Genomic DNA, 22037 nt, shown 5'->3' with positions numbered 1-22037 from the left:
GAACACCATGGGAACGACACCACTCAAGATCCTCTGCATCACCGGCTGGTGCCGCAACGGAAGCACCATCATCGGCAACGTCCTCAACGAGATCCCGGGGTTCTTCCACGTCGGGGAGGTGCACTTCCTGTGGAAGAACGCCGCCGGCAAGGGCGTCAACAGCCTGTGCGGCTGCGGCGAGGTGCTGACCCGCTGCCCCGTCTGGTCGGAGATCCTCCTGTCCGGCCTGCCCGCCGGCCTCTCGCCGCAGGCCCACGCCGACGAGGTGATCCGCCGCCAGCGCGCCTGCGTCCGGACCCGGCACACCTGGCGCGTGCTCGACCGGGGGCTGCACTGCGACGACATCCGCGAGCACGCCGCCCTGATGGCGCGGACCTACCACGCCGTCGCCGAGCGGACCGGCACGCAGGTGATCGTGGACACCACGAAGATCCCGGGGGAGGCGGCGCTGCTGCCGCACCTGGAGGGGGTGACGCCCTACTACGTCCACCTCGTGCGCGACCCCCGGGCGGTCGCCCATTCCTGGCGCGAGCCGAAGCAGTACGTCTACGCCATGTCGTCCCGGATGAGCACGGCCTACTGGCACGGCTTCAACCTGGCCTCCCACGCGATCACCCGGCGCCATCCGGAGCGGTCGATCTTCCTGCGCTATGAGGACTTCATCGCCGATCCGGCCGGCACCGTCGACACGCTCCTGCGGCTGTGCGGCGCCGATCCGGCCGGCAACCCGGTGCGGGACCGGGAGGTCGAGCTGCACGCCAACCACACGGTCACCGGCAATCCGGACCGCTTCCGCACCGGCGCCACCGTCATCAGGGACCGGGACGACTCCTGGCGGAACGGTCTTTCGACCTCCGCCAAGCTGGCGGCGGCGACGCTGTCATGGCCGCTTTTCCGGCGCTATGGCTACGGATACGGCGGCACCCTCCAGTCCGGGCGGCGGGCCGACACCGCCGCGCCGCGAGCGGCCAAGAGCAGCGAACAGTAGCGAGCAGCGAGGAGGACGACGATTGGACCTGGGGCTTGAGAACAAGGTCGCGCTTGTCGCCGGCGGTTCGAGCGGCATCGGCCTGGCCGTCGCCAGGGAACTGGCCGGTGAGGGCGCGCACGTCGCGATCGGCGCGCGCGACCGCGACCGGCTGGAGGCCGCCGAGCGCGACCTCAAGGAGGTGGCGCGCGGCCGCGTCCACACCACGAGCGTCGACATCACCGACCGGCAGGCGGCACGCCGCTGGGTGGAGGAGGTCGTCGCCGACCTGGGCGTGCTCCACGTCGTCCTCGTCAGCGGCGGCAGCCCGCCGATCGGTACGGCTTCGCAGTTCGAGCTGGAGGAATACCAGGCGGCCGTCGACAGGGTGCTCCTGCCGGCGGTGAATCTGGCCCTGACGGCGCTGCCGTACCTCAGGGCCGCGGGATGGGGCCGGTTGCTCTTCGTGGCCTCGGAGACCGCGAGCGTCCCCATCGCCCCGCTGGCGCTGTCCGGGATGACACGCGCCGCCATCGTGCGCTTCGCCCAGGCGCTCGCCCCGGAGGTCGGCCGCGACGGCGTCACCGTCAACGTGCTGGCCCCCGGCGGGGTCCGCACCCCGCCGATGGAGCGGGCGGCGGCGAAGCTGGCCGGCGGCGGCGACGTCGAAGCCCAGCTACGCGCCATGGGCCACCACAGCGCCGTGGGCCGCCTGGCCCGCCCGGAGGAGGTCGCCGCCGTCGCGGCCTTCCTCGCGAGCGAGCGGGCCTCCTACGTCACCGGCGCGGTGCACCTGATCGACGGCGGCGCCGGCGTGACCGGGCCGGAGCTGCCGCACCTGACGGCCGCGCAGAAGAACACCTACGCATGACGGACGCGAGACCTGAGCAGACAAGGGAGCCTGTGATGTCGATGACCAGCCACGTCTACACGGAGAAGGACGTCGGAGACTTCTTCGACCAGACCACCGCGACCTACCTGAACTTCTGGGACAGCGAAGGCGTCCTCCACACGGGGTACTTCGCCGACGGCGCCGACGAGGACTACCGCGCGGCCGCCGAGCGGACCTCCGACATCATGGCGGCCGAGGCCGGGATCGACGGCTCCTCCCACGTGCTCGACGTGGGCTGCGGCTGCGGCAACTTCCTGATCCACCTCGCCGACCGGCGCGGCTGCCGGGGGGAGGGGCTCGACCTGAGCGAGGAACGCGTCAAGTTCGCGCGGGAGCTGGCCGGCGACCGGCCCGGCATCGGATTCCGCCACGGCTCGGCGACGCAGATGCCCTACGGAGACGGCGGCTTCTCCCACGTCGTCAGTCAGGACGCGCTCTTCCTCGTGCCGGACAAGCCGCGCAGCCACGCCGAGATCCACCGCGTCCTGCGGCCCGGCGGAGTCTTCGCCTTCTCCGACTTCCTCCAGCCCAAGAAGGAGATCGGCGAGCGCGCCCGCAGGCACGTCTACGACCGCGTGAGATGGAGCGGCGGCTACTCGCTCGTCGAGTACCAGGCGGCCCTGGAGAGGGCCGGGTTCGAGATCCTCCTCGCCCGCAACCTCGAAAGCCACATCAGGCAGACCTACCGCGTGCTGGGCAAGACGGCGCGCGAGCGCGCCGAGGGGACGCAGGACGCCGCGGCGCGGGCCTGGATGCTGGCCTTCTCCGACTCCTGCGAGGAGATCCAGGTCGCCATCGACCAGGGGGAGTTCGGCTGGGGGATCTTCGTCGCCCGCAAGCGGTAGCGCACAACCACGACCAGCGAGGAAGCCATGCAGCGGACAGACAATATGAAGCGCACGATGGCGGAAGTCGTCGCCCAGCGCAAGACGGAGATGTCACCGGGCCGGATGTTCGTCGAGGCCTGTGCCGTCAAGGGGACCGAGGCCTGCGTCGAGTACGACGTGACGATCACCGATTCACTGACGAGCTCGCGGCGGAAGCCGCGCTATCCGGCACGCAACATGCTCAAGGTCGTCGACCTCTCCAGGGACCCGCGGCAGTACTACTGGCGGGAGAGCCCGCCGCACCCGGACGACCCGAAGGTCGACGAGGCCGACCTGAGGCGCGAGGCGGCCAACCGCTTCCACAAGGCGCCGATCCCGGAGCTCCTGCCCACCACCGCGTGGGTCCAGGTCCCGCCGGACCTGTGGGAGGACGCCGAGACCTTCGAGTCCTTCGTCAACTACCGGCTCATCGTCCGCCTCGCCACGGCCGAGAACCACACGATCATCCGCGGCGGGGGCGGGCTGCTGAACATCCCGCAGATCGCGCGCATGACGTCGAAGGGACCGTTCGGCTCGACGATCCTCGCCGCGTGCAACGAGGTGGAGCAGATGGGAGGCACGGCCGACGGCCTCATCATCAACCCCGTCGACTACTACACGTTCATGGGCAACAGCCGCCTGATGGACGACGTCGAGCAGAACGGCGTCTTCATCGTGCGCACGCGTCTGGTCGATCCGGGGACCGCCATCGTCGGCGACTTCGGACACGGCGCCCTGCTGTTCGACGCCGGCCGCTCGGTGATCCGCTTCGCCGAGCCGCCCCCGGGGGTCTTCGCCGAGCCCGGCCTCGCGCTCATGGCCGAGATCTACGAACGGGTCGTGATCAACCTCCCGACCAACTTCTTCATCGTGAGCCTGTAACCGTGAGCCTGTAGAGGACAGCACATGCCGACGATGCTCCCCCCGGACGCGACGCCCATGAGACACGATCCCGACGTCCTCGTCATCGGCGGCGGCATCGTCGGCCTGTTCTGCGCCTACTTCCTGCGCCGCGCCGGCAGCAGCGTGACCGTGGTGGAACGCGGGCCGGTCGGCGGCCCGCAGTCCTGCTCCCACGGGAACACCGGCTTCGTCGGCACGCAGGGCGCGGCCCCCCTCGCCGAGCCCGGCGTGCCCGCCCAGGGGATCCGCTGGCTGCTGAACCCGGAGAGCCCCTTCCACATCAAACCGCGCTGGGACGGCGGGCTGCCGCGGTGGCTGTGGCACTTCCGCCGGGCCTGCAACGAGCGGGACGCGGAGGCCGCCTTCCACGTGCTGCTCGACCTGAAGAAACGGAGCCTGGAGATCCTGCGCGAGGTCTGCGCGGACGACGGCCTCGCCTCCACCTTCACGGCACAGGGCATGGTGCTGGCGTTCAAGACGCCGCAGGGATTCGACAAGGGGTGCCGGTCGGTGCCGCGGGCGGTCGACAACGGCGTGCCGCTGCGCGTCCTCGACCCGCAGGAGCTGCGCGCGCTCGAACCGGACGCCGAGTTCGACATCAGCGGCGCCCTGTACAACGAGGAGGGCGCCTACCTGCGCGTCCCCGACTTCCTGCGCGAGTTCGCCCGGACCCTCCAGGGCATGGGGGTCGAGATCCACGGGCAGACCGAGGTCGTCGGCTTCGAGGTCACCGGCCGTGACGTCGGGCTGGTGAGGACGGCGCGCGGAGACCTCAGGCCCCGCGAGGTGGTCGTGGCCGCCGGCACGTGGTCGGCCGAATGCGTCCGCGAGCTGGGCGTCGGGCTCATGCTCCAGCCGGCCAAGGGCTACACCGTCACGGTCAAGACGCCGCGCAACGCGCCGCGGCGGCCGGTCCTGCTGAGCGAGGGGAAGGTCGCGATCGCACCGCTCGGCGACCGCCTCCGCCTCGGCGGGACCCTGGAGCTGTCGGGCATGGACCGCACGGTCTCCCGCCGCCGCGTCGAGGGCATCCTGCGGACCGTCCAGGCGTATCTGCCGGAGATGGAGCGCACCGAGACCCTCGAGACCTGGAGCGGCCTGCGTCCCTGCACGCCGGACAGCCTCCCCTACATAGGGCGGGCCGAGCCCTACCGCAATCTCTCCATCGCGTGCGGCCACGGCCACATCGGCCTGGGCCTCGCGCCGGCCGGCGGCAGGCTGATCGCCCAGATCCTCGCCGGGGAGCGGCCCGACATGGACCCGGAGCCGTTCCGCGTCGGCCGCTACGGCGGGTGGGCGCGCCCCTTCCGGCTCCGGTGACGACGATGACGACGACAAGGACATCCGGCGGGAGAACGACCATGGCAGACGGAGCGGAGGCGGGGCGGGACATCATGATCGGAGTCCTCTGCCTCGACACCTCCTTCACCAAGATCCCAGGACATATCCGCAACCCGACCACCTTCGGCTTCCCCGTCACCTACAAGGTGGTGGAGGGCGCGACGCCGGAGCGCGTGGTGAGCCAGGCCGACCCGCGCCTGCTGGAGCCGTTCGTCCACGCGGCCCAGGAGCTCCAGGCGCGAGGGGCGGCGGCGATCACCGGCGCCTGCGGCTTCCTCGTCCTCTTCCAGGAACGGCTGGCCGCCGCGGTGGAGGTCCCGCTCTACGCCTCAAGCCTGATCCAGCTGCCCATGGTCCACCGCATGCTCCGCCCGGACCAGAAGGTCGGGCTGCTGGTGGCCAAGGAGTCCTCCCTCACCCGGCGCCATCTCGCGGCGATCGGCGGCGAGCACGTCCCGACATGCGTCACCGGCATGGCGGAGCAGCCGGAGTTCCGCGAGGTCATGCTCGAAGGGCGGCGCGTCGAACTCGACGCCGGCCGCCTGGAGCGTGAGGTGCTGGGCCAGGTCGACCGGCTGGCGCGCGACAATCCGGACATGGGAGCACTCGTCATCGAGTGCACGGACCTGGTGCCCTTCGCGCACGCGATCCAGGCGCGGATCGGCGTGCCGGTCTTCGACATCGTGACGCTCACCGAGATGGTGCACCGGAGCCTGACACGCCGGCCCTTCGGCGGCCCCGGCGCGGCCTGGTAGTGCTCTGTGCCGATGGCCGAGCGCCTCGGCGTGGATCACCAGGGACCGCAGCAGTTCGTCACCTCCTCCACCTGGGACTTCTGCGCGGTACGGCAGCGCCAGGCCGCGGCCGCCACCGTCGGCGTCACCCGGGAGGGGGGCCGAATTCTCCACGCGCCCCGCATCATCGGGTCGGTCCGTTCGCCGAGATCGCCCCGACCAACGGTTGGAATCCTCGCGCTCGGAAACCTCCGCCGGGCGGCGATCCTCAGTGCGGCCGGCCTTCTTCCGGCAGGTGCCGAGCGGGAGACCGAGCATCCGGTGCTCACGGACGCAGTAACCACCTCACCCGCGCCGCCTCGCGGGTGAGGTGGTCGCGCTCCGGCGCGCTGGTGGCCGCGCGGGATGCCTCGGCGTACAGCTCGGCGGCCTGCTCGAGGTCGCCGGCGCGTTCGAGGAGATAGGCGCGGACCGCGGTGTACCGGGGCAGGTCGGGATCCACCTTGCTCAGCTCTGTCAAGCCGAGCTGCGGTCCGTCGGCCTCGCCGACCGCGACTGCGCGGTTGAGTCGCACCACCGGGCTACCCGTGAGGTGCAGTAGTTCGTCGTACCACTCCACGATCTGCACCCAGTCCGTCTCGGAGGTGCTCGGGGCGTCCGCGTGCAGGGCGGCGATCGCGGCCTGCGCCTGGTATTCGCCCAACCGGTCGCGAGCCAGTGCCGCTTGCAGAACCGTCACTCCTTCGGCGATGAGGCCGGTGTCCCAACGAGATCGGTCCTGTTCACCGAGCGGCACCAGGCGACTGCCCGGGCCGAGGCGGGACGCGCGGCGGGCATGGTGCAGCAGCATGAGCGCCAGCAGGCCCGCGACCTCGGGCTCGTCGGTGGAGCCGGCCAGCTGGCGGGTGAGGCGGATCGCTTCGGCTGCCAGATCGACGTCCCCGCTGTAGCCCTCGTTGAAGACGAGGTAGAGGACGCGCAGCACCGTCGCCAGATCGCCGGGTTGATCGAGCGGCAGCCCCGTGATACGCCGCTTGGCCCGGCTGATCCGTTGTGCCATGGTCGCTTCGGGCACGAGGTATGCCGTCGCGATCTGCCGCGTCGTCAGGCCGCCGACCGCGCGCAACGTCAACGCGACGGCCGAACCGGGGGACAGCGACGGGTGCGCGCACAGGAAGTAGAGCCACAGCGAGTCGTCCGTGCCCGGCACCGGACCGATCGGCGGCTCGACCTCCACGGCGATTTCCCGTCCGCGCCGCGAGGTCTCGGCCCGGGCGGCGTCGAGGAACTTGCGCCAGGCGGCCGCGACGAGCCAGGCTTTCGCATCGCGCGGTGGATCGTCGGGCCAGCTTCGCAGAGCGCGGATCAGCGCCTCCTGCACGGCGTCCTCGGCCGCCGCGAAGTCGGCTCCGCGCCGGACGAGGACACCGATCACCGCGGGCACGAGCTCCCGCAGCAGCGACTCGTTCACTCGGTCACCGTGGGCATCGCGGTGAGGAACGGCCGCACCTCGAGCCACTCCTGGACCGGCTTCCCACCCGCACCGGGCGCCGCGGACAGCTCGGCGGCCAGCTCGAGTGCGCGCTCGTAGGTCTCGACGTCGATCACCATCCAGCCGGCGATCAGGTCCTTCGTCTCGGCGAACGGTCCGTCGGTGACCGGCGGGAGGCCCTCGCCGTCCGAGCGGACGAACGTGCCCTGCGGGGAGAGCGCCTGACTGTCGACGAACTCGCCGCTGGCCTCCAGCCGCGCGGCGAAGTCCTCCATGTACCGCACGTGGGCCGCGAGTTCCTCCGGGGTCCACCGGTCCATCTGCACGTCGTTGACCGATGCCGGTGCGCCCCGGTAATGCTTGAGCAGCAGGTATTTGGCCATCGTTCTCTCCTTGGAGTGGTTAGGGCCCATTCTGGCCGCGTCGACCTCAGGCGTGCTGACGTTCGGCCCGTTGCCGGATCAGCTCCTCGACCGCGCTGGGCAGGGTGGTCTCGAAGTCGATGAGCTTCGCCCAGGTCGGGGTGACGACGATCCGCACCATGCCGTCATAGAGCGAGCGGACCTCGGTCTCCCACTCGACACGCTGCTCGGGTGTCATCTCGTAGCTGCCGTTCATCTGGAGATACTCGTCCGGGATGCCGTCGACGACGTCCAGCTCGGCCCGCCCGCGGATGAGCAGGATCTTCGGCGGGTGGACCTCGGTGTCGATGGTCAGGGCAACCATCGGGTTCTTGCGCAGTGCGGGCAGTTTCGGGGCGTTCTTCGTGGTGCACAGGACGATCTGCGAGCCGTTCCAGGTGAAGGCGATCGGGATACTGCGCGGTGTGCCGTCCTTGGCGACGTAGGCCAGGCGGGTCAGGTCGCGGGCCAGCAGCTCCTGGCTGATCGGTCGGTTCAGGATCTCGGTGATCTCGGTCGGTCGCATGGTGATCGCTCCTTCGTCGGCGTCGTCGAGCGACACGTCCGTGGCCGCTCGTGTCCCTGGGACGGAGCCGGCCGGACGTTCTCGACATCCGCGGCGCACGAATTCTCGAAATTTTCCGAGCTCGATCGCCACGACACCTGAAGATCGGCTGACGGAGCCGTGCGGGGCACCCAGCGGCGCGCGATGCCGCTGCGCAGGTCGCGGTGGCACCGCTGCGCGATCCAGCCGGAACCCGTTGAGCCGCGGCGGGCCGATGCCGGTGCACGGCCCTCCAGATCGCCGGTGGTGTCGGCCAACGCCGGCAGCGCAGTCGGCCACCCGAAGCCCTCGGCGGCCCCGGTGGCCCGGGAGCCCGGCGGTCCGGAGGCTCGGGACTCCGGCGGTCCGGATCATGTTTTGTCGGTGGCGATCTCTACTGTCCGGCGCATGACGACCGCGGTACAGGCGTATTCCTACGCCGGACTCTCCATGCTCTCGGACGGCCACCTGGGGCTGTCGACCTCCGGAGGCCGGACGGCCATGGGTTTCCTCGACCATCCCCGCTTCTTCAGCGGGCTGCTCACCCAGGCCGCGCCCGCCGCGGCGGGGCTGCTGGCGGTCGCCGACGTGGCGCTGGCGCGCTATCACCGGCCGCAGCCGGGGTTCACCCGCGACCCGGTGGTGACCTGCGGCGGCGACCGGCTCCGGTTCGAGTCGTTCTCCGCCTGCGGCGGCGTCTACGCCCGGCTGGACGTGCTGGGGCCCGCGCTCGACGGTGAGGTCTTCGACCGGGGCACCACCAACGTGGACGTCAACAATCCGCTGCGCGAGGCGCTGGCCAGGGTCGGCGGCCGGGACCCGCTGCACGTGGGCGTGGGGCCCGACGAGCTCACCGTCACCACGCTCGACGGCGCGGTGGTGGAGAAGAAGGTCCCGCTGCCCGCCCGGTGGCTGCGCGGCTTCGCCGAGGTCCAGGTGATCGCCGCCGGGTTCGACCTCCGCGCCGAACTGCCCGGCCCGCACGCCGTGCGCTTCCTGCGGAGCCTGCCCAAGCGGGCGGCGGCCGAGGTGTGGGCCGTACCGGCCGGCCGGGAGCTGCGGGTGTCGGAGCGGCAGGCGCCCGGAGGGGTCCACCTGGCCGGGGTCGGGCGGCTGGCCACGATGACGCCGCTGCTCAGGTTCGTCAAGGCCCTGCGCGTGTACGGCCCGGCCGACGGTTCCGGGTCCAGCGCGTGGGAGCTGGAGCTGCCCGGCATGCGCTACACGCTGGCCCTGTCTCCGCAGGCCTGGCGGGGCTTCTCCGGTGAGGGCGCCGTCCTCGACGACCTGTCTGGCCAGGAGGTGGCCGACGACGCCGACCTGGTGGGCCTCCTGCTCAACTTCGAGCCCACCCTGGAGCTCGGCCTGCTCGCCGAGCGCTCCGGCCTCCCCCCGGAGCGGGTCCGGGCCGCGCTCACCCAGCTCGGCACGGCCGGCCGGGTCGGCTACGACCTCGCCGAGGCCGCCCACTTCCACCGCGAGCTGCCCTACGACCGCGACCACGTCGCGGCGCTGAATCCCCGGCTCACCTCCGCCCGCGCGTTGGTGGCCGGGGGCGCCGTCCGGCTGACCGGCCCCGGCGCCGCCGAGGTGACCACCGGCGGCGGCGTCCGCACGGTCGGGCTGGCGGACGGATCGTGCACCTGCACCTGGTGGTATGACCACCGAGGCTCGCGCGGCCCCTGCAAGCACGTGCTCGCCGCCCGCATCCTGGCCCGGGAGATCCCCGACGTCCCCGACCGCGAGCGCCTCGGCGCCCTCACCTCGGAGGCCGCCGTCCCCGGCAGCCCCGAGGCCGCCGTCCCCGGGACCGCCGCCTCCGGGACCGCTGGCCCTGACACCTCCGGCCCGCAGACCGTCGCCTCCGGGACCGCCGCCTCCGGGACCGCTGGCCCTGACACCTCCGGCCCGCAGACCGTCGCCTCCGATACCTCCGGCCTCGAGCCCTCGGGCCCCGTGACCGCCGTGACCGCGCAGGAACTCCGGCGCCAGGAGCCCTCCCGATGACCGTCTGGGACGAGGTCCGCGACCTCATCGACGCCCGCGGGACCGCCGCGCTCGCGACCCGCATGACCCGGCTCGACGACGCCGGACGGCAGGAGGTCGCCCGCGAGCTCCCCGGACACCTCAAGCTGGTGTGCCGGAGGGTGGCCGAACACACTCCCTGGGCCGGGGCGGGCGACTGGGCCGAGCCGCTGCGGGTGGCGGGCGCGGGCTCGCTGGGCGGCGCGGCGGCCGTGGCCGCCTGGCTGAACAGACGCGACCTCGCCGCTTCCCGGTGGGAGGCCTTCCACGACACCGAGGCCCTCGTGGAGGTCATCTCGGCGCGGGACCCGCAGTGGCAGGCGGACCTGGCCACCCGGCTCGCGCTCCGCGTCCGCGACCGGCGCTCCCCGGGAGCGCCGCTGGTCCTGGACCTGCTGCGCCGTACCGGCGTGACCCCGCCGCAGCACGACCCGCTCGTGGTCGCCTGGGTCTCCACGCCGCCCAGCGCGCGCGTTCTCCGCAAGGACCCGCTCCGCGACGCGCTGCTGCCGAGGATCTTCGAGGCCCAGGGCGTCGGCCGCGCCCTGCGCGAGGAGCGGAGCGACCCGCTGAGCGCCTACTCCTGGCTCGGCGCGCTGGCGGTGCTCGCCGGCGAGGGCACGGTCAGACGCGAGCTGCTCCTCGACGGCTGCGTCAACCGCTTCCTGCGCGGCGGAGACGCCCACGACCTGCGCTTCTTCGCCCGGCTGCACGAGGTGCTCGATCCCACCCACATCGAGGTGGAGTCCCGCGCCCGCGACTACCTGCGCCTGCTGCCGGCGGCCCCCGGACCGGTGGCGGAACTGTCGCTCAGGCACCTGCGCCGCCTCGACCACATCGACCCGGACGACGCGGCCGAGGCCCTGGAGGGCCTGCTGTTCCGCGCCGAGGGCGGGCTGGTCCGGGCCGGGCTCACCTGGCTGGACCGGATCGTGGGGCAGGCGCCGGAACGGGCCGACGGGCTGGCCCCCGCCCTCGCCTCGGCTCTGGGCCACGAGGCGTACGCCGTGCAGGAACGGGCCGTGCGCCTGGCCGTCAAGCACGCGCGGCACCTGTCCCCACCGGGCGCCGAGACCCTCCGCGCGGCGCTCGCCGTGCTCCCGCCCGACCTCGGACGGCGGCTGGCCGGGGCCGTCGGGGGAGAGGCGAGGCCGGAGGAGGAACCCGAGGCCGTCACCCTGCCGGAGCTCACCGCGCCGCGGCCGCCGGAGCCGTTCCCCGAGCTCCCCGGCACGGCCGCCGAGCTCGCGGGCACGCGGTGGTCCCACACCTGGCAGTCGGCGGAGATCTGGCTGGCTGGCTTCGTCCGCTCCGCGGCCGAGGAGCGCGAGGGGCTGCGCGCCGCGCTCTCCGGGACGGCCGGCCGGGATCCCGGCCTCTACCGGCGCGAGGACTGGTACCGGCCCCAAGACTGGTTCACCGCGATGGCCAGGGAGCTGCTCTCCCCGGGCGCCGACCCCGGCCCGCCGGTCGAGGAGCCCGAGGGGCGCGAGGGTCCCGGCTTCGAGGACGTCGACCTCAACGCCATGATCAGCGTCAGCGACGCGAGAGGAGAGACGCTGTCCTTCGACGACCTCCCCGCCGAGACGCGGGAGCGCATCATGCGATTCATGGCGGGGACCGGCGAGGACGGCCCGGATGATCCGGAGGCCGGCGGGCAGGACGGCGAACCGGACGGCACGGGATGGGAGGGCGCCGGATCCGGCACCGGGGAGGAGGCGGGCGGACCCGAAGACCCGGGCACGCAGGAGACGGCGGCGCAGGAGGACGGCGGGGGAGAGGCGGAGTACAGGATCACCTTCGGCTGGTTCGGCTACGCCCCGCCCGGATTGCGCCGCCCGCCCCGCGAGGTCCGGCCCGACCGGCTGCCCCGCGACCACGACGTCTCCCCGCCGCACCGGTTCCTGCTGCGGCGGTGCGCCGAGGTGCTGGCCGCGCTCAAGACGGACACCCTGCCGCCGGTGCTGCTCGCGACCCCGACCGGCGCAACAGGACACCTCGACCCGGCCGTGTTCCTGGCCAGGCTGGAGGCGGTCGAGGCCACGGGCGCGGAGCCGTTGCCCGCCGACTTCCAGCAGGCGCTGCTCCGGCTGCCGAGGGCCGTCGGCCCCGAGATCGCGGCCAGGGCCGGGCTGCTGACCTCCGAGGCCGGGCGGCGGGCGGCGCGCTGGCTGAGGGAGGGCCCGGTCGAGCCCGAGACCGGCGCCCGCTGGAGGTATTCCGAGGGCGGGCAGGAGCACTACGCCGACGAGCGCAGACCGCGTGCCGGCTCCCGCGTGAGCCTGGTCCCGCACCTGCGCGCGGAGCCGACCGGTCTGACCCATGTCGACGGGCTGCTCGACGGGGTCGCCAACCGTAATTGGGGGGAGCACGGCGGCTACCTGGACTGGTGGCCCGCGATCCTGCCCTCGCACCGCGACGCGGTCGCCGCCCACTGCCTCCCCCACCTGTTCGACTCGTGGGAGAGGCCCGGAGCCGAGCCGGCCTGCGTCGAGATGCTCGCCGCCGCCGACGGACCGGCCGGCGAGCCCGTGGCGCTGCTGCTGGCCTCCTTCCTGGCCCGGCCGGACCCGGCCGAGGGCGTGCGGCTCCTGCTGCTGATGGCGGCCCGGGGAGACCTGCCCGCGGCCGCGCTCGGAAAGCAGCTCGTCCTGTTGACCGCGCACACCTCGGCGAGACTGCCGCACGCGACGGCGGCGCTGGAGCAGGCCGCCCGGCAGGGCGCCCACCGGGAGGTCTGGCAGGTGATCCGCGCGGCGCTGCCGTACGCGCTGCCGGGCACGGGGGAGCGGCCGGCGCCCGACCTGACCGCTCTCGTCGCCCTGGGCGTCACGGTCGCCCGGTGGGCCGGCGCGAGCGGGGAGATCCCCGAGCTCACCTCGTGGGCGCGCCGCGGGTCCTCCAGCGCGTTCGCCCGCGAGTGCCGCCGCCTGCGCGAGCTGCTCGCGCGTCCCTGATCCGGGCGGCGGGCGCCGGGCCGTCCGGGGCTGGGCCCGCCCGTGGGGAGGCGCTCCAGGCGTACGGGAGGTCTCCCCGGGCTCCGGCTAGGCGTACCAGTCGCCGGCGATCTCCTGGATCGTCTTGCCGCCCGGAGGCAGGGCGCCGCCGACGGTGAGGACCTGCACGACCGACTGCGGGTTGTTGAGCAGGCTGAAGACGTAGAACGAACCGCCGTCCCGGGTGCGGAAGCCGTAGGCGGGGGTGAACGACCTGAAAGCCCCGTACAGGCCCTTGACGACCTTGGGGTAGGCGAGGCGGCTGTAGTTGTCCCTGGCCAGCCGGTAGCCGAGCGCTCCCGCCCGCTTGTGCGTGGAGCCGTTCCAGAAGGTCATGTACTCCAGGGCGATGGCCGTGCCGTCCACGCGCGACGCGGCGGTGACGTATCCCTCGGAGTCCAGGCGTGGTGCGGGCACCCGCCGGCCGTAGTGCAGCGGGGTCTTCGCGGCCAGTTTGAAGGACTCGCCCTCCGGCCGCCAGAAGGCCATGATGTGCGGCCGGTCCTGTCCCCGGTAGGTCGCCTGGAGGAGGAACCACTCCCCGCCGGGCGGTTGCCGGCGGGGCACGTAGTAGGTCTGCCTGCCGGTCAGCCGGATCGGCTTGCGGAACCCGCCCTTGTCGCCATCCTCCACATGACCCTGATCGATGACCACCTCGTGCCGGGTGCCGTCCCAGAACAGCTCGTCCCTCTTGGCCGCGTCGTCCCACCAGTCGCGATCCCGGACCGTCCTGTTGTGCTCGGCCACCCAGGACGCCGCGGCCTTCTTGGCGTCGGAGACGGTGAGCCGGATGCCCTCGGGCGAGGCGGAGGGCGAGGGCGCCGTGGTGGGGGCCGTGGTGGAGGCCGGGGTCGGAGCCGTGCCGGACGGGGCGGGAGAGGCCGTCCTGGGCGGGGCGGCCGGCTGGGCGAAGGGGGCGGGCACCAGGCCGCAGCCGGTGAGGGCTGCGGCCAGGACGGCGATGAACGGCGCCTTTCGCACGTTTTCGGTCCCCTTCGCCTACTGCGACAAATGACAACGCGAAAGACCGTACCGGACACTCCGCCGGGCCGTGATCGCGGGCATGGCCCGGCCGGCGGCGGCCGTCCCGCGTCCGGCCGGGTCACGCTCCCGGGGAGCGGCCTCGGCTCACCGTCCGTCCCCGGACCGCCGGATCCGGATCCGGCCTCTCACAGGCGCGTGCCCGGGGCCATCGGGGTGATGTCGAGCCGCCCGTCGTCGCAGACCCTGGCGGTGAAGGGGATCTCCAGGTGCGCGACCTCGTCCGGCGGGATGATCATCAGCCGTGCGGAGACCGGGCACCTCCGCTCGCCGCCGCCGGGCACTTCGGTCCAGTGGATCCTGGCGTGGGCGCCGGCCCCCGGCCGCAGGGTGACCCGGCGCGGCCCGACGTTCTCCCTGCGCGTCCTGGTGCGCAGCGCGTCGCCGTCGCGGTCGATCATGATCAGGCCGGCGAAGCCGTACACCCAGCAGGTCCGGGTGGAGCCGTTGACGACCACCAGCGGCGCGTACCGCTGGCCCGCCCCGGCGTCCACCGGGCCGATCCGCGCCGTGAGCGCCTCCGTACGGCACCGCCCGGCCGCCGACCCCGCGGTGGCGGAGCCGGATCCCGCCGCTTCCGTGCCCGCCGCCGTGGAGCCCGCGCCCGCGGGCCGTACGCCCGTGCCGGTGCGCGCGCTCGCGGGCCGTACGCCGGCGCGCGTGTCCGCGGGCCGTACGTCCGCGGCGGATGAGACGGCGGCCCCGGCGGCGGATGCCCGGGCCGGTGTGCTGTCCTGTCGGGAGGGGGCGGGGGAGCCGCACGCGGCCGACACCGTCAACACGCCCGCCATCACCGTCGAGAGAGCCGCCAGCCGCCCGGCACCGTTGGATCGTTTCATGCCCTGTTGGACGCGCGCCGCACGGGTTTTGTTGCCGCCTCCCGGGGCCGGCCGGTCCGAGCCGTCCCCCGTGACGGTCAGCTCTCCGGAAGGTGCCTGGACCGGGCCACCTCGAGGACGCGCCGCGCCCAACGCGGATCCTCGACGCTCCCCTGGAGCGTGACGGCCGAGGCCACGGCATCGGCCAGTTCGGCGGGAGGCGTCCCCCAGAAGGCGAGGAGCGACAGGGCGAACGCCCGTATCCTCCAGCTCTCGTCACCGCGGGCGTAGGAGTTCACGAGCCGGACGGTGCCCTCGTCCAGAGGGGCGTGGACGGAGAAGTTCTCTGCGATCAGATGAAGCTGCTCGTCGCCTCCCGGGCCGGCGGAGGACAGCTGTGAGGCCAGGTAGGGCAGATCCAGCAGTTCCAGCGGCGTGTGCTCCCACACCGTGACGAGCAGTCCGGTGAGCCGCCTCTGCAGGTCTCCTCCGCGGAACTCCCGCTCTATCTCGCCGGCGCTCGCTCCGGCGCGCAGCAGAAGGTATGCCGCGCTCGGGGGGTGGGGGGTGGCGGAGCCGTTCCTGAGCTGTGCGGGCAGCCAGTCCAGTATGTCGCGGGTGTAACCGCCGAGGGGATGATCCACGACGAACTCGTACAGCGCGCTGCAGCACGCGTGATGGACGTCCCTGCGGTCCGTGGTCAGCGCGGTGTGCTTGATCCACTCGTACTTCTCCTCCGCCTCGACGATGGAGGAGAGCGCGGTGTCCATCGCCGTGTCCGGTGAGAGCATCCGGAGGGCCTCGGTGAGAAGCCCGGTGACCGCCGCCGGAGGCCGGTCGCCTTCCTGGGATCGCACCAGGACGAGACGGGCCATCAGCCGGGTCCTGGCGTCGGGATCGTCCTCGACGACGGCGTGGAGGACCTCCTGCAGGAGCGGTGCCCGCCATGACTCCCCGATCAGGGAGTGGGAGAGCTCGAAATACGACCGGTCGAAGTAGAACTCCTGGCCGAACACCTTGAGCGCGGTGAACGCGACGGTGAGCCGGAGGGCGCGCGGGTCGCCCGCCCAGTGTCCGGTGAGATAGGGGACGGCGATCTCCGTGATGTGCCTGCGCTCCCGGCCCACCCGGGCGGCGATGACCTCCAGGAGAGCCTCGTCCAGTGACCAGCTCCTGGTCAGCGCCCTGAGCGCCTCGCCACGGACGCGGGCGTGCCGGTCGGAGTCGAAGACGTCGAGCAGGGCGTGGCCGGCCCGCTCGTTGCCCGGCCACTCGCGCTCCAGCACCGCGATGGCCCCCCGGCTCGTCGCCTCGTCCCCGGACAGCGCGGCGAGTGTGAAGTCCAGCCGGTCCGCCCGGCCGCGCAGCGCGACCCCGAGCTGGAAGGCGGTCAGCCGCGCCCGGATGTCGCTCATGTTCGCGAGCGACTGGATCCGGGCCCTGGCCGCGTCGGAGAGCGGGACGGCGTCCCCGATCAGGAAGAGCGCCGAGAGGTATTCGGCGACGAGCGCGTCGCGGCTGTCGGTCCGGCCCATCCCGGCGGTCGCGACCGTGGCGGAGACCACCTTCTCGACCAGTCCTGCCGCCCACGGCTCCGCGCCCGCCTCGCCGAGGAGCCGGGCCGAGAAGGCGAGCGCCTCCTGGTGCGGGATCTGGTGACCGACGTATTCGATCACCTTCTGGACCGGGGAGCCCTGGCCCTTGAGCATCGCGGCCAGCAGCAGCAGGATCTCGCGCCAGTCGTCGGAGTGCCAGCGGGCGCCGAAGATCTCGTCGGTGAGCCAGCCGAAGTCGGACTCGCGGGAGTTGAACTCGGCGAGGATGTGGCCGGCGGCGAAGAACTCCATGAAGGTGCGGTGGACGAAACCGAAGACGTTCTCGCCGATCTCGGCCAGCACGTATGTCCGCTCGCGCAGGTGGTCGAGGATCTCGTCGGCGATGCCGAGGGCCTCGCCGGGAGAGCGGCGGTAGGTCTCCTGCAGGTAGCCGGAGACGATGCCGCGCAGGGGCCCGCGGGCGACGGCGTTCAGCTCCCGGCCCGGCCGGGCGCCGTTCAGCATGGCGACGGCCACCCGCTGCAGGAGCTGCGCCTTCTGCTCGGCGGTCATCACGAAGCTCAGCAGCTCCTCGCGGCCGATCTTCTTGCGCTTGACGTCCCAGTCCTCCAGCAGCACCTCGGTGCACTTGCCGTACAGCTGCCAGCGGCGTTCGGGCAGGTCGGAGTGTTTGTAGATGACCGCCATCATGGTCAGCAGGAGGGGGTTGCCGGCCAGCTCGCGCAGCCGCGCGCTGTCGGCGATCCGGCGGATCAGGCCGTGGGCGTCCCGCTCGTCGCCCTGCAGGGTGTAGAACTCATACCACTTGGGGACAAAGGATCTGATCTCCGGCATCCCGAAGTCCAGCAGCGTGTAGTGCGTGAACCCCGCCTGCTCCAGCTCGCCGGCGTCGTAGCCCGCCAGGCGTGAGGTCACGACGACGGACGCTCCCGGGAACGCCCGGGCGAACGCCCGTATCTCGCCGGTGACCTTCGCGCGGTCGTTGGGGCCGAGGACCTCGTCCAGGCCGTCGAACAGGACCGTCGACTCCCCGTTGAGCAGGAGATCCCTCAGTCCGGCCGGGTCGAGGTCCATCACGTGGTCGCGGTTCAGGCTGGCGACCATGTAGTCGAGCAGGCTCCGTGACGGGTCCAGCGCGTACTGCCGCAGCTCGACCAGGATCGGGACCGGGGCGTCCGGGTCCTCGCACAGCCGCAGCGCCGTGCTCAGCAGGAGCGTGCTCTTGCCGCTGCCGGGACCGCCCAGGACGACCTGGCGGCCCTCCCGGCCGATCATGGCGGTCGCCGGCCCGTCCGACCGGTGGGCCGGCAGGGGGCCGGCCGCCGCCTCCTCGGCGGGGTCGGCCCGCGTGCCGTTCTCCTCGGGGACGTCGTAGTCGGGGCGCCCGCGCCGGCAGGGCTGGGGCACGAACACCTCCGACAGCGGGATCTCGACCGGCCGGTCCTGGCGGGCGCCCATGATGACCTGCAGGCGCACCAGCCGGTGCCGGTCGGTGACCGAGACGCGGTAGGAGCCCCAGTTGACCAGGTGTCCCGGCCGGGCGGAGTCCTGCTCGCGCCCCCAGGCGTGGACGGCGGTGGCGACCTTGTTCCCGAGGTCGCCCGCGTCGGTGAACTCGCCCGTCAGGAAGGACTTCCGCAGCCTCTCGCGGAAGCGCTGGAGCTGAGGGTAGGCCGCGAACTCGATCTGGCCGGTGTCCCAGCTCGCCCCCTCCTTGAGGACGAAGGCCAGGGTGGGCCTGCCCAGCTCCTGGGCCTTGAGGAACTCCAGCTCCGTGATGGAGTGCTCGTGCCCGTCGGGGACGAAGCCGTAGCGCAGGGCGACGACGCAGATGTAGAGGTCGCAGTCGGCGACGTCCCGCAGGCAGCGCTCCAGCGGCCGGGCGTCCTCGGCGACGTAGTACTCCATGGCGACGTCGGTGTGCCCCATCTGCCGCAGCGTCGTGCGGACGCGGTGGCGGCACTCGACCAGGTCCTGGAACGTGGAGGAGACGTATACCTTCGCCAACGAGGAACCTCGCAATACGGTACGGAACTCCCCCGAGGTCCTGTGCCGACCATAGCCGCTCATCGCAGCCGGAGTCCTCAGAACGCGCGGCCCCGGGGTGGGGCCGCGCGCTCCTCACAGGTAGAGGCCGGTGGTCTCCGGGGAGGTGGCCGGGCGGCCGGCCACGCCGTCGCGCAGCGCGAACAGCTCGGCGAGGGTGGCGCCCGCCGGGGGGACACCCTCCGCGCCGCCGAGCCAGCGGACGGCCTCGTCGTGGGGGAGGGCGCCCACCTCGATCTGGGCCAGGCAGCGGCCGGGGCGGACCACCGCCGGGTGGAGGCGGGCCAGGTCCTCGTTGGTGGTGATGGCCACCAGCACGTCGCGGCCCTGGCCGAGCAGGCCGTCGGTCAGGTTGAGCAGCCTGGACAGACCCTGGCCCGTCGCCTCCTTGGCGCCCGACCTGATCAGCTCGTCGCAGTCCTCCAGCACGAGGAGCCGCCACTTCTCGCCGTCCTCGTCGGAGTCCGAGCCGACCGCGACCTCCATCAGGTAGCCGGGGGAGTTGAACAGCTGCTCCGGATCCAGCACGCAGTCGACCTGGCACCACGACCGCCACTCGTGGGCGAGGGCCCGCAGCAGCGTCGTCTTGCCGGTGCCGGGCGGGCCGTGCAGCAGGACCAGGCGGCCGTGCACGTCGGAGGGGGTGAGGGACATCAGGCGGGACAGCGGGCCGTCCAGGGACCTGGCGTAGTTGTCGCTGATCCTGGCCCAGGGGGAGGCGGTGATCGGCCTGCCGGAGCGGCGGCTGCCGTGGGGACCCCACCACCAGAAGCCCATCTCGACGTGCTCGCTCTCGGGGGCGGCCTCCACCGCGTCCTTGGTGACCTCCTCGATCACCGAGCGGGCCAGCTCGTCGTCGACCGCGGTCACGCTGACCGTGGCGGCGCGGTTGCGGTAGCGGACCACGCGCAGGGTCCAGCCCTGCCCGCGGACCAGCCGGGACTCGCGGCCGTCGTCCTCCCGCGCGGCCCGGAGCAGCGTCCCGGAGGCCGGCGCGAGCGGGGCGTCGAGCCGGACCCGCTCCAGGCTCACGGTCCGCGACCAGGGCTGGGCGCCTGTGGCGAAGGGCGACAGCGCCAGGGCGTCGATCACGTCCATCGCCGAGTCGCCGTCGTCGAGCCACACCTTCATCGGCAGTTCGGCCGGGTGCGGCTCCGGGGTGAAGGGGACCTCCTTGAGTACGGACATGACGGTAATGATCCTCTCCGCCGCACCGCCGGTCGACGGGTTTTAGCGGGGTCCGTGGGGCAGGGCGGGCGGCCATGGCGGGAGAGCGCGGTGGCGGCGGGGCCGCGGCGCGGGCGGCGTCAGGCGGAGGGCCTGCGGCGGCGGGTGCGGGTCACCTTGACCGGGTCGATGTCGGCGGTCCACCGCTCGGCCATGGCCAGGGTCGGCTCGCGGCCGTCGGCGACGTGGCGGAGCGCGCAGGCGGCGGCCCGTTCCGCGTCGCCGCAGGCGATCGCCGCGTAGAGCTCCTCGTGCTCGGTGCACTGCCGGCCGGGGTCGCGGTCGGAGGCGAGCCGGAACAGCCGCCGGAGCTGGGCGTCGAGCGGCCGCATCAGCGTGTCGAGCAGCGCGTTGCCGGAGACCCGCACGATCTCGGAGTGGAACTCGGCGTTGGCGGCGGCGATCTCCCCCCGGTCGTCCCGCCGTACGGCGTCGCGGGCGCGTTCGAGGAGGGCGTGCAGCCGCGCCAGGTCGCAGGCGTCGGCCCGCCCGGCGGCCAGCCGGGCGGCGAGCACCTCCAGGCTCTCGCGCACGTCGAACAGGTCGCGCACGTCCGCCGGGGTGAACGGGCTGACCAGCGCGCCCCGGTTGGGCACGATCACCACCAGGCCCTCGGCGGACAGCAGGCGCAGCGCCTCGCGGAGCGGGATGCGGGAGACGTCGAGCTCGGCGGCGAGGTCGCGCTCCACCAGCCGCTCGCCCGGCCGTAGCTCCACCTCGACGATGCGCCGCTTGAGCGTCTCGTAGACCCGGTCGCGCAACGCGCTCAACTCCGCCCCTCCCGCCTTCCGCAGGGGTCAGCCTAACTTGCCCGGTTAACGGTATACCACTAACGTCGCCGTGGACGGCACCATGGAGGAGAGGAAGGGATGACGATGGCCGAGCTGCTGCTGCGCGACGCCCGGATCTGGGGACGTGCGGGCGCCGCCGACCTGCTGGTCCGGGACGGCCGGATCGCCGAGATCCGCGAGATCCCGGGCGACCGCCGGCCCGCCGGGGAGGGTGGGGAGGGCGTCGAGGACCTGGCCGGCGGGCTCGTGCTCCCCGGCCTCGTCGACGGTCACGCCCACCTGGACAAGACGCTGTGGGGCGGCCCCTGGGTGCCGCACGACGCGCCCCCCGGCCTGATGGGCAAGATCCGCAACGGCCAGGAGCGGCGGCCGGAGTTCGGCGTCCCCAACGCCGACTTCGTGGCCGCGCTGCTGGAGAACATGATCGTCTGTGGCACCACGCACGTCCGCTCGCACGTGGACGTCGACCCGCTGGTGGGCCTGGGCTCGGTCGAGGCGGTCCGCGAGGCGGTAGAGCGGCACGGTGGCCGCATCTCCGCCGAGCTCGTCGCCTTCCCACAGGCGGGCATGCTGATCAGTCCCGGCACCGAGGCGCTGCTGGAGGAGGCGCTCAGGGCCGGGGTCGAGTCGATCGGCGGCCTCGACCCGGCGGGGGTGGACCGGGACCCGGTCAGGCACCTGGACGCCGTGTTCGCCCTGGCCGAGCGGTACGGCGCGGGCGTGGACATCCACCTGCACGACGGCGGCACGCTCGGCGCCTGGCAGTTCGAGCTCATCATCGAGCGGACCAAGGCCCTCGGCCTGGGCGGCAAGGTCACGATCAGCCACGCCTTCGCGCTCGCCGACGCCGACCCCGCCACCCAGGACAGCCTGATCTCGGGCCTGGCCGGGGCCGGGATCGCGCTGGCCTCGGTCGCCCCGAACCGGGGCCTGCTGCCGCTCCGCCTGCTCGGCGAGGCCGGGGTCCCCGTGACCCTGGGCAACGACGGCGTGCGCGACCTGTGGAGCCCGTTCGGCACCGGGGACATGCTGGAGCGGGCCATGTTCCAGGCCAAGGGCACCGGGCCGCGCGATGAGGACGTCGAGCTCGCGCTGGAGGCCGCGACCTACGGCGGGGCCCGCGCCCTCGCGCTGCGGGACTACGGCCTGTCCGTCGGCGACCGGGCCGACCTGGTGGTGGTCGGGGCCCGCAACGCGGCCGAGGCCGTGTGCGTGCGCCCGCGCCGGTCCCTGGTCGTCAAGTCGGGCCGGATCGTCGCCCGCGACGGCGCCCTGGTCCGCTGACCTCCCGCGCTCCCGCCTCCCGCGCTCCCGCCTCCCGCGCTCCCGCCTCCCGCGCTCCCGCCTCCCGCGCTCCCGCCTCCCGCGCTCCCGCCTCCCGCGCTCCCGCCTCCCGC

At 73.1% G+C, this 22037-nt stretch carries 17 protein-coding genes; 9 read left to right on the top strand and 8 right to left on the bottom strand.

What is annotated here, in order from left to right:
* The first annotated feature begins 7 nt into the window (after nucleotides 1-7).
* Genes ACZ6R6_RS33285 through ACZ6R6_RS33260 form a run of 6 tightly spaced genes read left to right on the top strand, consistent with a single transcriptional unit; the run spans nucleotide 8 to nucleotide 5724 of the window.
* A complete protein-coding gene (locus ACZ6R6_RS33285; RefSeq protein ID WP_470100097.1) occupies nucleotides 8-988 on the top strand; it encodes a sulfotransferase in 981 nt (326 codons plus the stop codon).
* Between the two features lie 22 nt (nucleotides 989-1010).
* Nucleotides 1011-1838, top strand: coding sequence for an SDR family NAD(P)-dependent oxidoreductase (locus ACZ6R6_RS33280; protein ID WP_470100095.1), 828 nt, complete (start codon nucleotides 1011-1013; stop codon nucleotides 1836-1838).
* A 35-nt stretch (nucleotides 1839-1873) separates the two neighbouring features.
* The gene (locus ACZ6R6_RS33275) at nucleotides 1874-2704 is read left to right on the top strand and encodes a class I SAM-dependent methyltransferase (protein ID WP_470100093.1); all 831 of its coding nucleotides are present in this window, start codon (nucleotides 1874-1876) and stop codon (nucleotides 2702-2704) included.
* 57 nt (nucleotides 2705-2761) lie between these two features.
* The gene (locus ACZ6R6_RS33270) at nucleotides 2762-3607 is read left to right on the top strand and encodes a family 3 encapsulin nanocompartment shell protein (protein ID WP_470100091.1); all 846 of its coding nucleotides are present in this window, start codon (nucleotides 2762-2764) and stop codon (nucleotides 3605-3607) included.
* A gap of 24 nt (nucleotides 3608-3631) precedes the next feature.
* The gene (locus ACZ6R6_RS33265) at nucleotides 3632-4948 is read left to right on the top strand and encodes an NAD(P)/FAD-dependent oxidoreductase (RefSeq protein WP_470100089.1); all 1317 of its coding nucleotides are present in this window, start codon (nucleotides 3632-3634) and stop codon (nucleotides 4946-4948) included.
* A 41-nt stretch (nucleotides 4949-4989) separates the two neighbouring features.
* Nucleotides 4990-5724, top strand: coding sequence for an aspartate/glutamate racemase family protein (locus tag ACZ6R6_RS33260; protein WP_470100087.1), 735 nt, complete (start codon nucleotides 4990-4992; stop codon nucleotides 5722-5724).
* A gap of 304 nt (nucleotides 5725-6028) precedes the next feature.
* Here ACZ6R6_RS33260 and ACZ6R6_RS33255 read toward each other — a convergent pair whose 3' ends face one another.
* From ACZ6R6_RS33255 to ACZ6R6_RS33245, 3 genes are read right to left on the bottom strand one after another with little or no spacing between them, the layout of a single operon-like run.
* Entirely contained in the window at nucleotides 6029-7174 is a 1146-nt protein-coding gene (locus ACZ6R6_RS33255) for an RNA polymerase sigma factor (protein ID WP_470100085.1), read from the bottom strand.
* Entirely contained in the window at nucleotides 7171-7578 is a 408-nt protein-coding gene (locus ACZ6R6_RS33250) for a YciI family protein (protein ID WP_470100083.1), read from the bottom strand. Before ACZ6R6_RS33250 ends, ACZ6R6_RS33255 begins: the two co-directional genes overlap by 4 nt.
* 46 nt (nucleotides 7579-7624) lie before the next feature.
* Entirely contained in the window at nucleotides 7625-8122 is a 498-nt protein-coding gene (locus ACZ6R6_RS33245; protein WP_470100081.1) for a pyridoxamine 5'-phosphate oxidase family protein, read from the bottom strand.
* 426 nt (nucleotides 8123-8548) lie between these two features.
* On the opposite strand from ACZ6R6_RS33245, the gene ACZ6R6_RS33240 reads away from it, so the two are divergent.
* Together ACZ6R6_RS33240 and ACZ6R6_RS33235 are read left to right on the top strand one after the other, a co-directional pair.
* The gene (locus tag ACZ6R6_RS33240) at nucleotides 8549-10147 is read left to right on the top strand and encodes an SWIM zinc finger family protein (protein ID WP_470100079.1); all 1599 of its coding nucleotides are present in this window, start codon (nucleotides 8549-8551) and stop codon (nucleotides 10145-10147) included.
* Nucleotides 10144-13122, top strand: a complete 2979-nt coding sequence (locus ACZ6R6_RS33235) for a DUF7824 domain-containing protein (RefSeq protein WP_470100077.1) — start codon at nucleotides 10144-10146, stop codon at nucleotides 13120-13122. The genes ACZ6R6_RS33240 and ACZ6R6_RS33235 overlap by 4 nt, the downstream gene beginning before the upstream one ends.
* A gap of 87 nt (nucleotides 13123-13209) precedes the next feature.
* Here the strand turns inward: ACZ6R6_RS33235 and ACZ6R6_RS33230 are convergent, their stop codons facing one another.
* The 5 genes from ACZ6R6_RS33230 to ACZ6R6_RS33210 all read right to left on the bottom strand — a co-directional run bounded on the left by ACZ6R6_RS33230 (nucleotide 13210) and on the right by ACZ6R6_RS33210 (nucleotide 20619).
* Nucleotides 13210-14142: a DUF8094 domain-containing protein gene (locus ACZ6R6_RS33230; protein WP_470100075.1), complete on the bottom strand. Its 933-nt coding sequence runs from the start codon at nucleotides 14140-14142 to the stop codon at nucleotides 13210-13212.
* A gap of 188 nt (nucleotides 14143-14330) precedes the next feature.
* The gene (locus ACZ6R6_RS33225) at nucleotides 14331-15041 is read right to left on the bottom strand and encodes a DUF4232 domain-containing protein (RefSeq protein WP_470100073.1); all 711 of its coding nucleotides are present in this window, start codon (nucleotides 15039-15041) and stop codon (nucleotides 14331-14333) included.
* 77 nt (nucleotides 15042-15118) lie between these two features.
* Nucleotides 15119-18583 (bottom strand): DUF4062 domain-containing protein, encoded by a 3465-nt coding sequence (locus tag ACZ6R6_RS33220; RefSeq protein WP_470100071.1) that lies wholly within the window; start codon nucleotides 18581-18583, stop codon nucleotides 15119-15121.
* A 114-nt stretch (nucleotides 18584-18697) separates the two neighbouring features.
* The gene (locus ACZ6R6_RS33215; protein ID WP_470100069.1) at nucleotides 18698-19810 is read right to left on the bottom strand and encodes a DUF5925 domain-containing protein; all 1113 of its coding nucleotides are present in this window, start codon (nucleotides 19808-19810) and stop codon (nucleotides 18698-18700) included.
* Between the two features lie 119 nt (nucleotides 19811-19929).
* Entirely contained in the window at nucleotides 19930-20619 is a 690-nt protein-coding gene (locus ACZ6R6_RS33210) for a GntR family transcriptional regulator (protein WP_470100067.1), read from the bottom strand.
* A gap of 99 nt (nucleotides 20620-20718) precedes the next feature.
* On the opposite strand from ACZ6R6_RS33210, the gene ACZ6R6_RS33205 reads away from it, so the two are divergent.
* Entirely contained in the window at nucleotides 20719-21924 is a 1206-nt protein-coding gene (locus tag ACZ6R6_RS33205; RefSeq protein WP_470100065.1) for an amidohydrolase, read from the top strand.
* Nucleotides 21925-22037 lie beyond the last annotated feature (113 nt).

Source organism: Streptosporangium sp. NPDC048886 (assembly GCF_055586905.1).
This window is presented reverse-complemented; position numbering and strand designations above follow the sequence as displayed.

What these genes read in the sequence shown, in the direction of transcription:
- ACZ6R6_RS33270 (WP_470100091.1), top strand. Translation starts at nt 2,762, where the DNA reads ATGGCGGAAGTCGTCGCCCAGCGCAAGACGGAGATGTCACCGGGCCGG.
- ACZ6R6_RS33275 (WP_470100093.1), top strand. Translation starts at nt 1,874, where the DNA reads ATGTCGATGACCAGCCACGTCTACACGGAGAAGGACGTCGGAGACTTC.
- ACZ6R6_RS33215 (WP_470100069.1), bottom strand. Translation starts at nt 19,810, where the DNA reads ATGTCCGTACTCAAGGAGGTCCCCTTCACCCCGGAGCCGCACCCGGCC.
- ACZ6R6_RS33285 (WP_470100097.1), top strand. Translation starts at nt 8, where the DNA reads ATGGGAACGACACCACTCAAGATCCTCTGCATCACCGGCTGGTGCCGC.
- ACZ6R6_RS33265 (WP_470100089.1), top strand. Translation starts at nt 3,632, where the DNA reads ATGCCGACGATGCTCCCCCCGGACGCGACGCCCATGAGACACGATCCC.
- ACZ6R6_RS33250 (WP_470100083.1), bottom strand. Translation starts at nt 7,578, where the DNA reads ATGGCCAAATACCTGCTGCTCAAGCATTACCGGGGCGCACCGGCATCG.
- ACZ6R6_RS33240 (WP_470100079.1), top strand. Translation starts at nt 8,549, where the DNA reads ATGACGACCGCGGTACAGGCGTATTCCTACGCCGGACTCTCCATGCTC.
- ACZ6R6_RS33235 (WP_470100077.1), top strand. Translation starts at nt 10,144, where the DNA reads ATGACCGTCTGGGACGAGGTCCGCGACCTCATCGACGCCCGCGGGACC.
- ACZ6R6_RS33205 (WP_470100065.1), top strand. Translation starts at nt 20,719, where the DNA reads ATGACGATGGCCGAGCTGCTGCTGCGCGACGCCCGGATCTGGGGACGT.
- ACZ6R6_RS33225 (WP_470100073.1), bottom strand. Translation starts at nt 15,041, where the DNA reads ATGAAACGATCCAACGGTGCCGGGCGGCTGGCGGCTCTCTCGACGGTG.
- ACZ6R6_RS33260 (WP_470100087.1), top strand. Translation starts at nt 4,990, where the DNA reads ATGGCAGACGGAGCGGAGGCGGGGCGGGACATCATGATCGGAGTCCTC.
- ACZ6R6_RS33245 (WP_470100081.1), bottom strand. Translation starts at nt 8,122, where the DNA reads ATGCGACCGACCGAGATCACCGAGATCCTGAACCGACCGATCAGCCAG.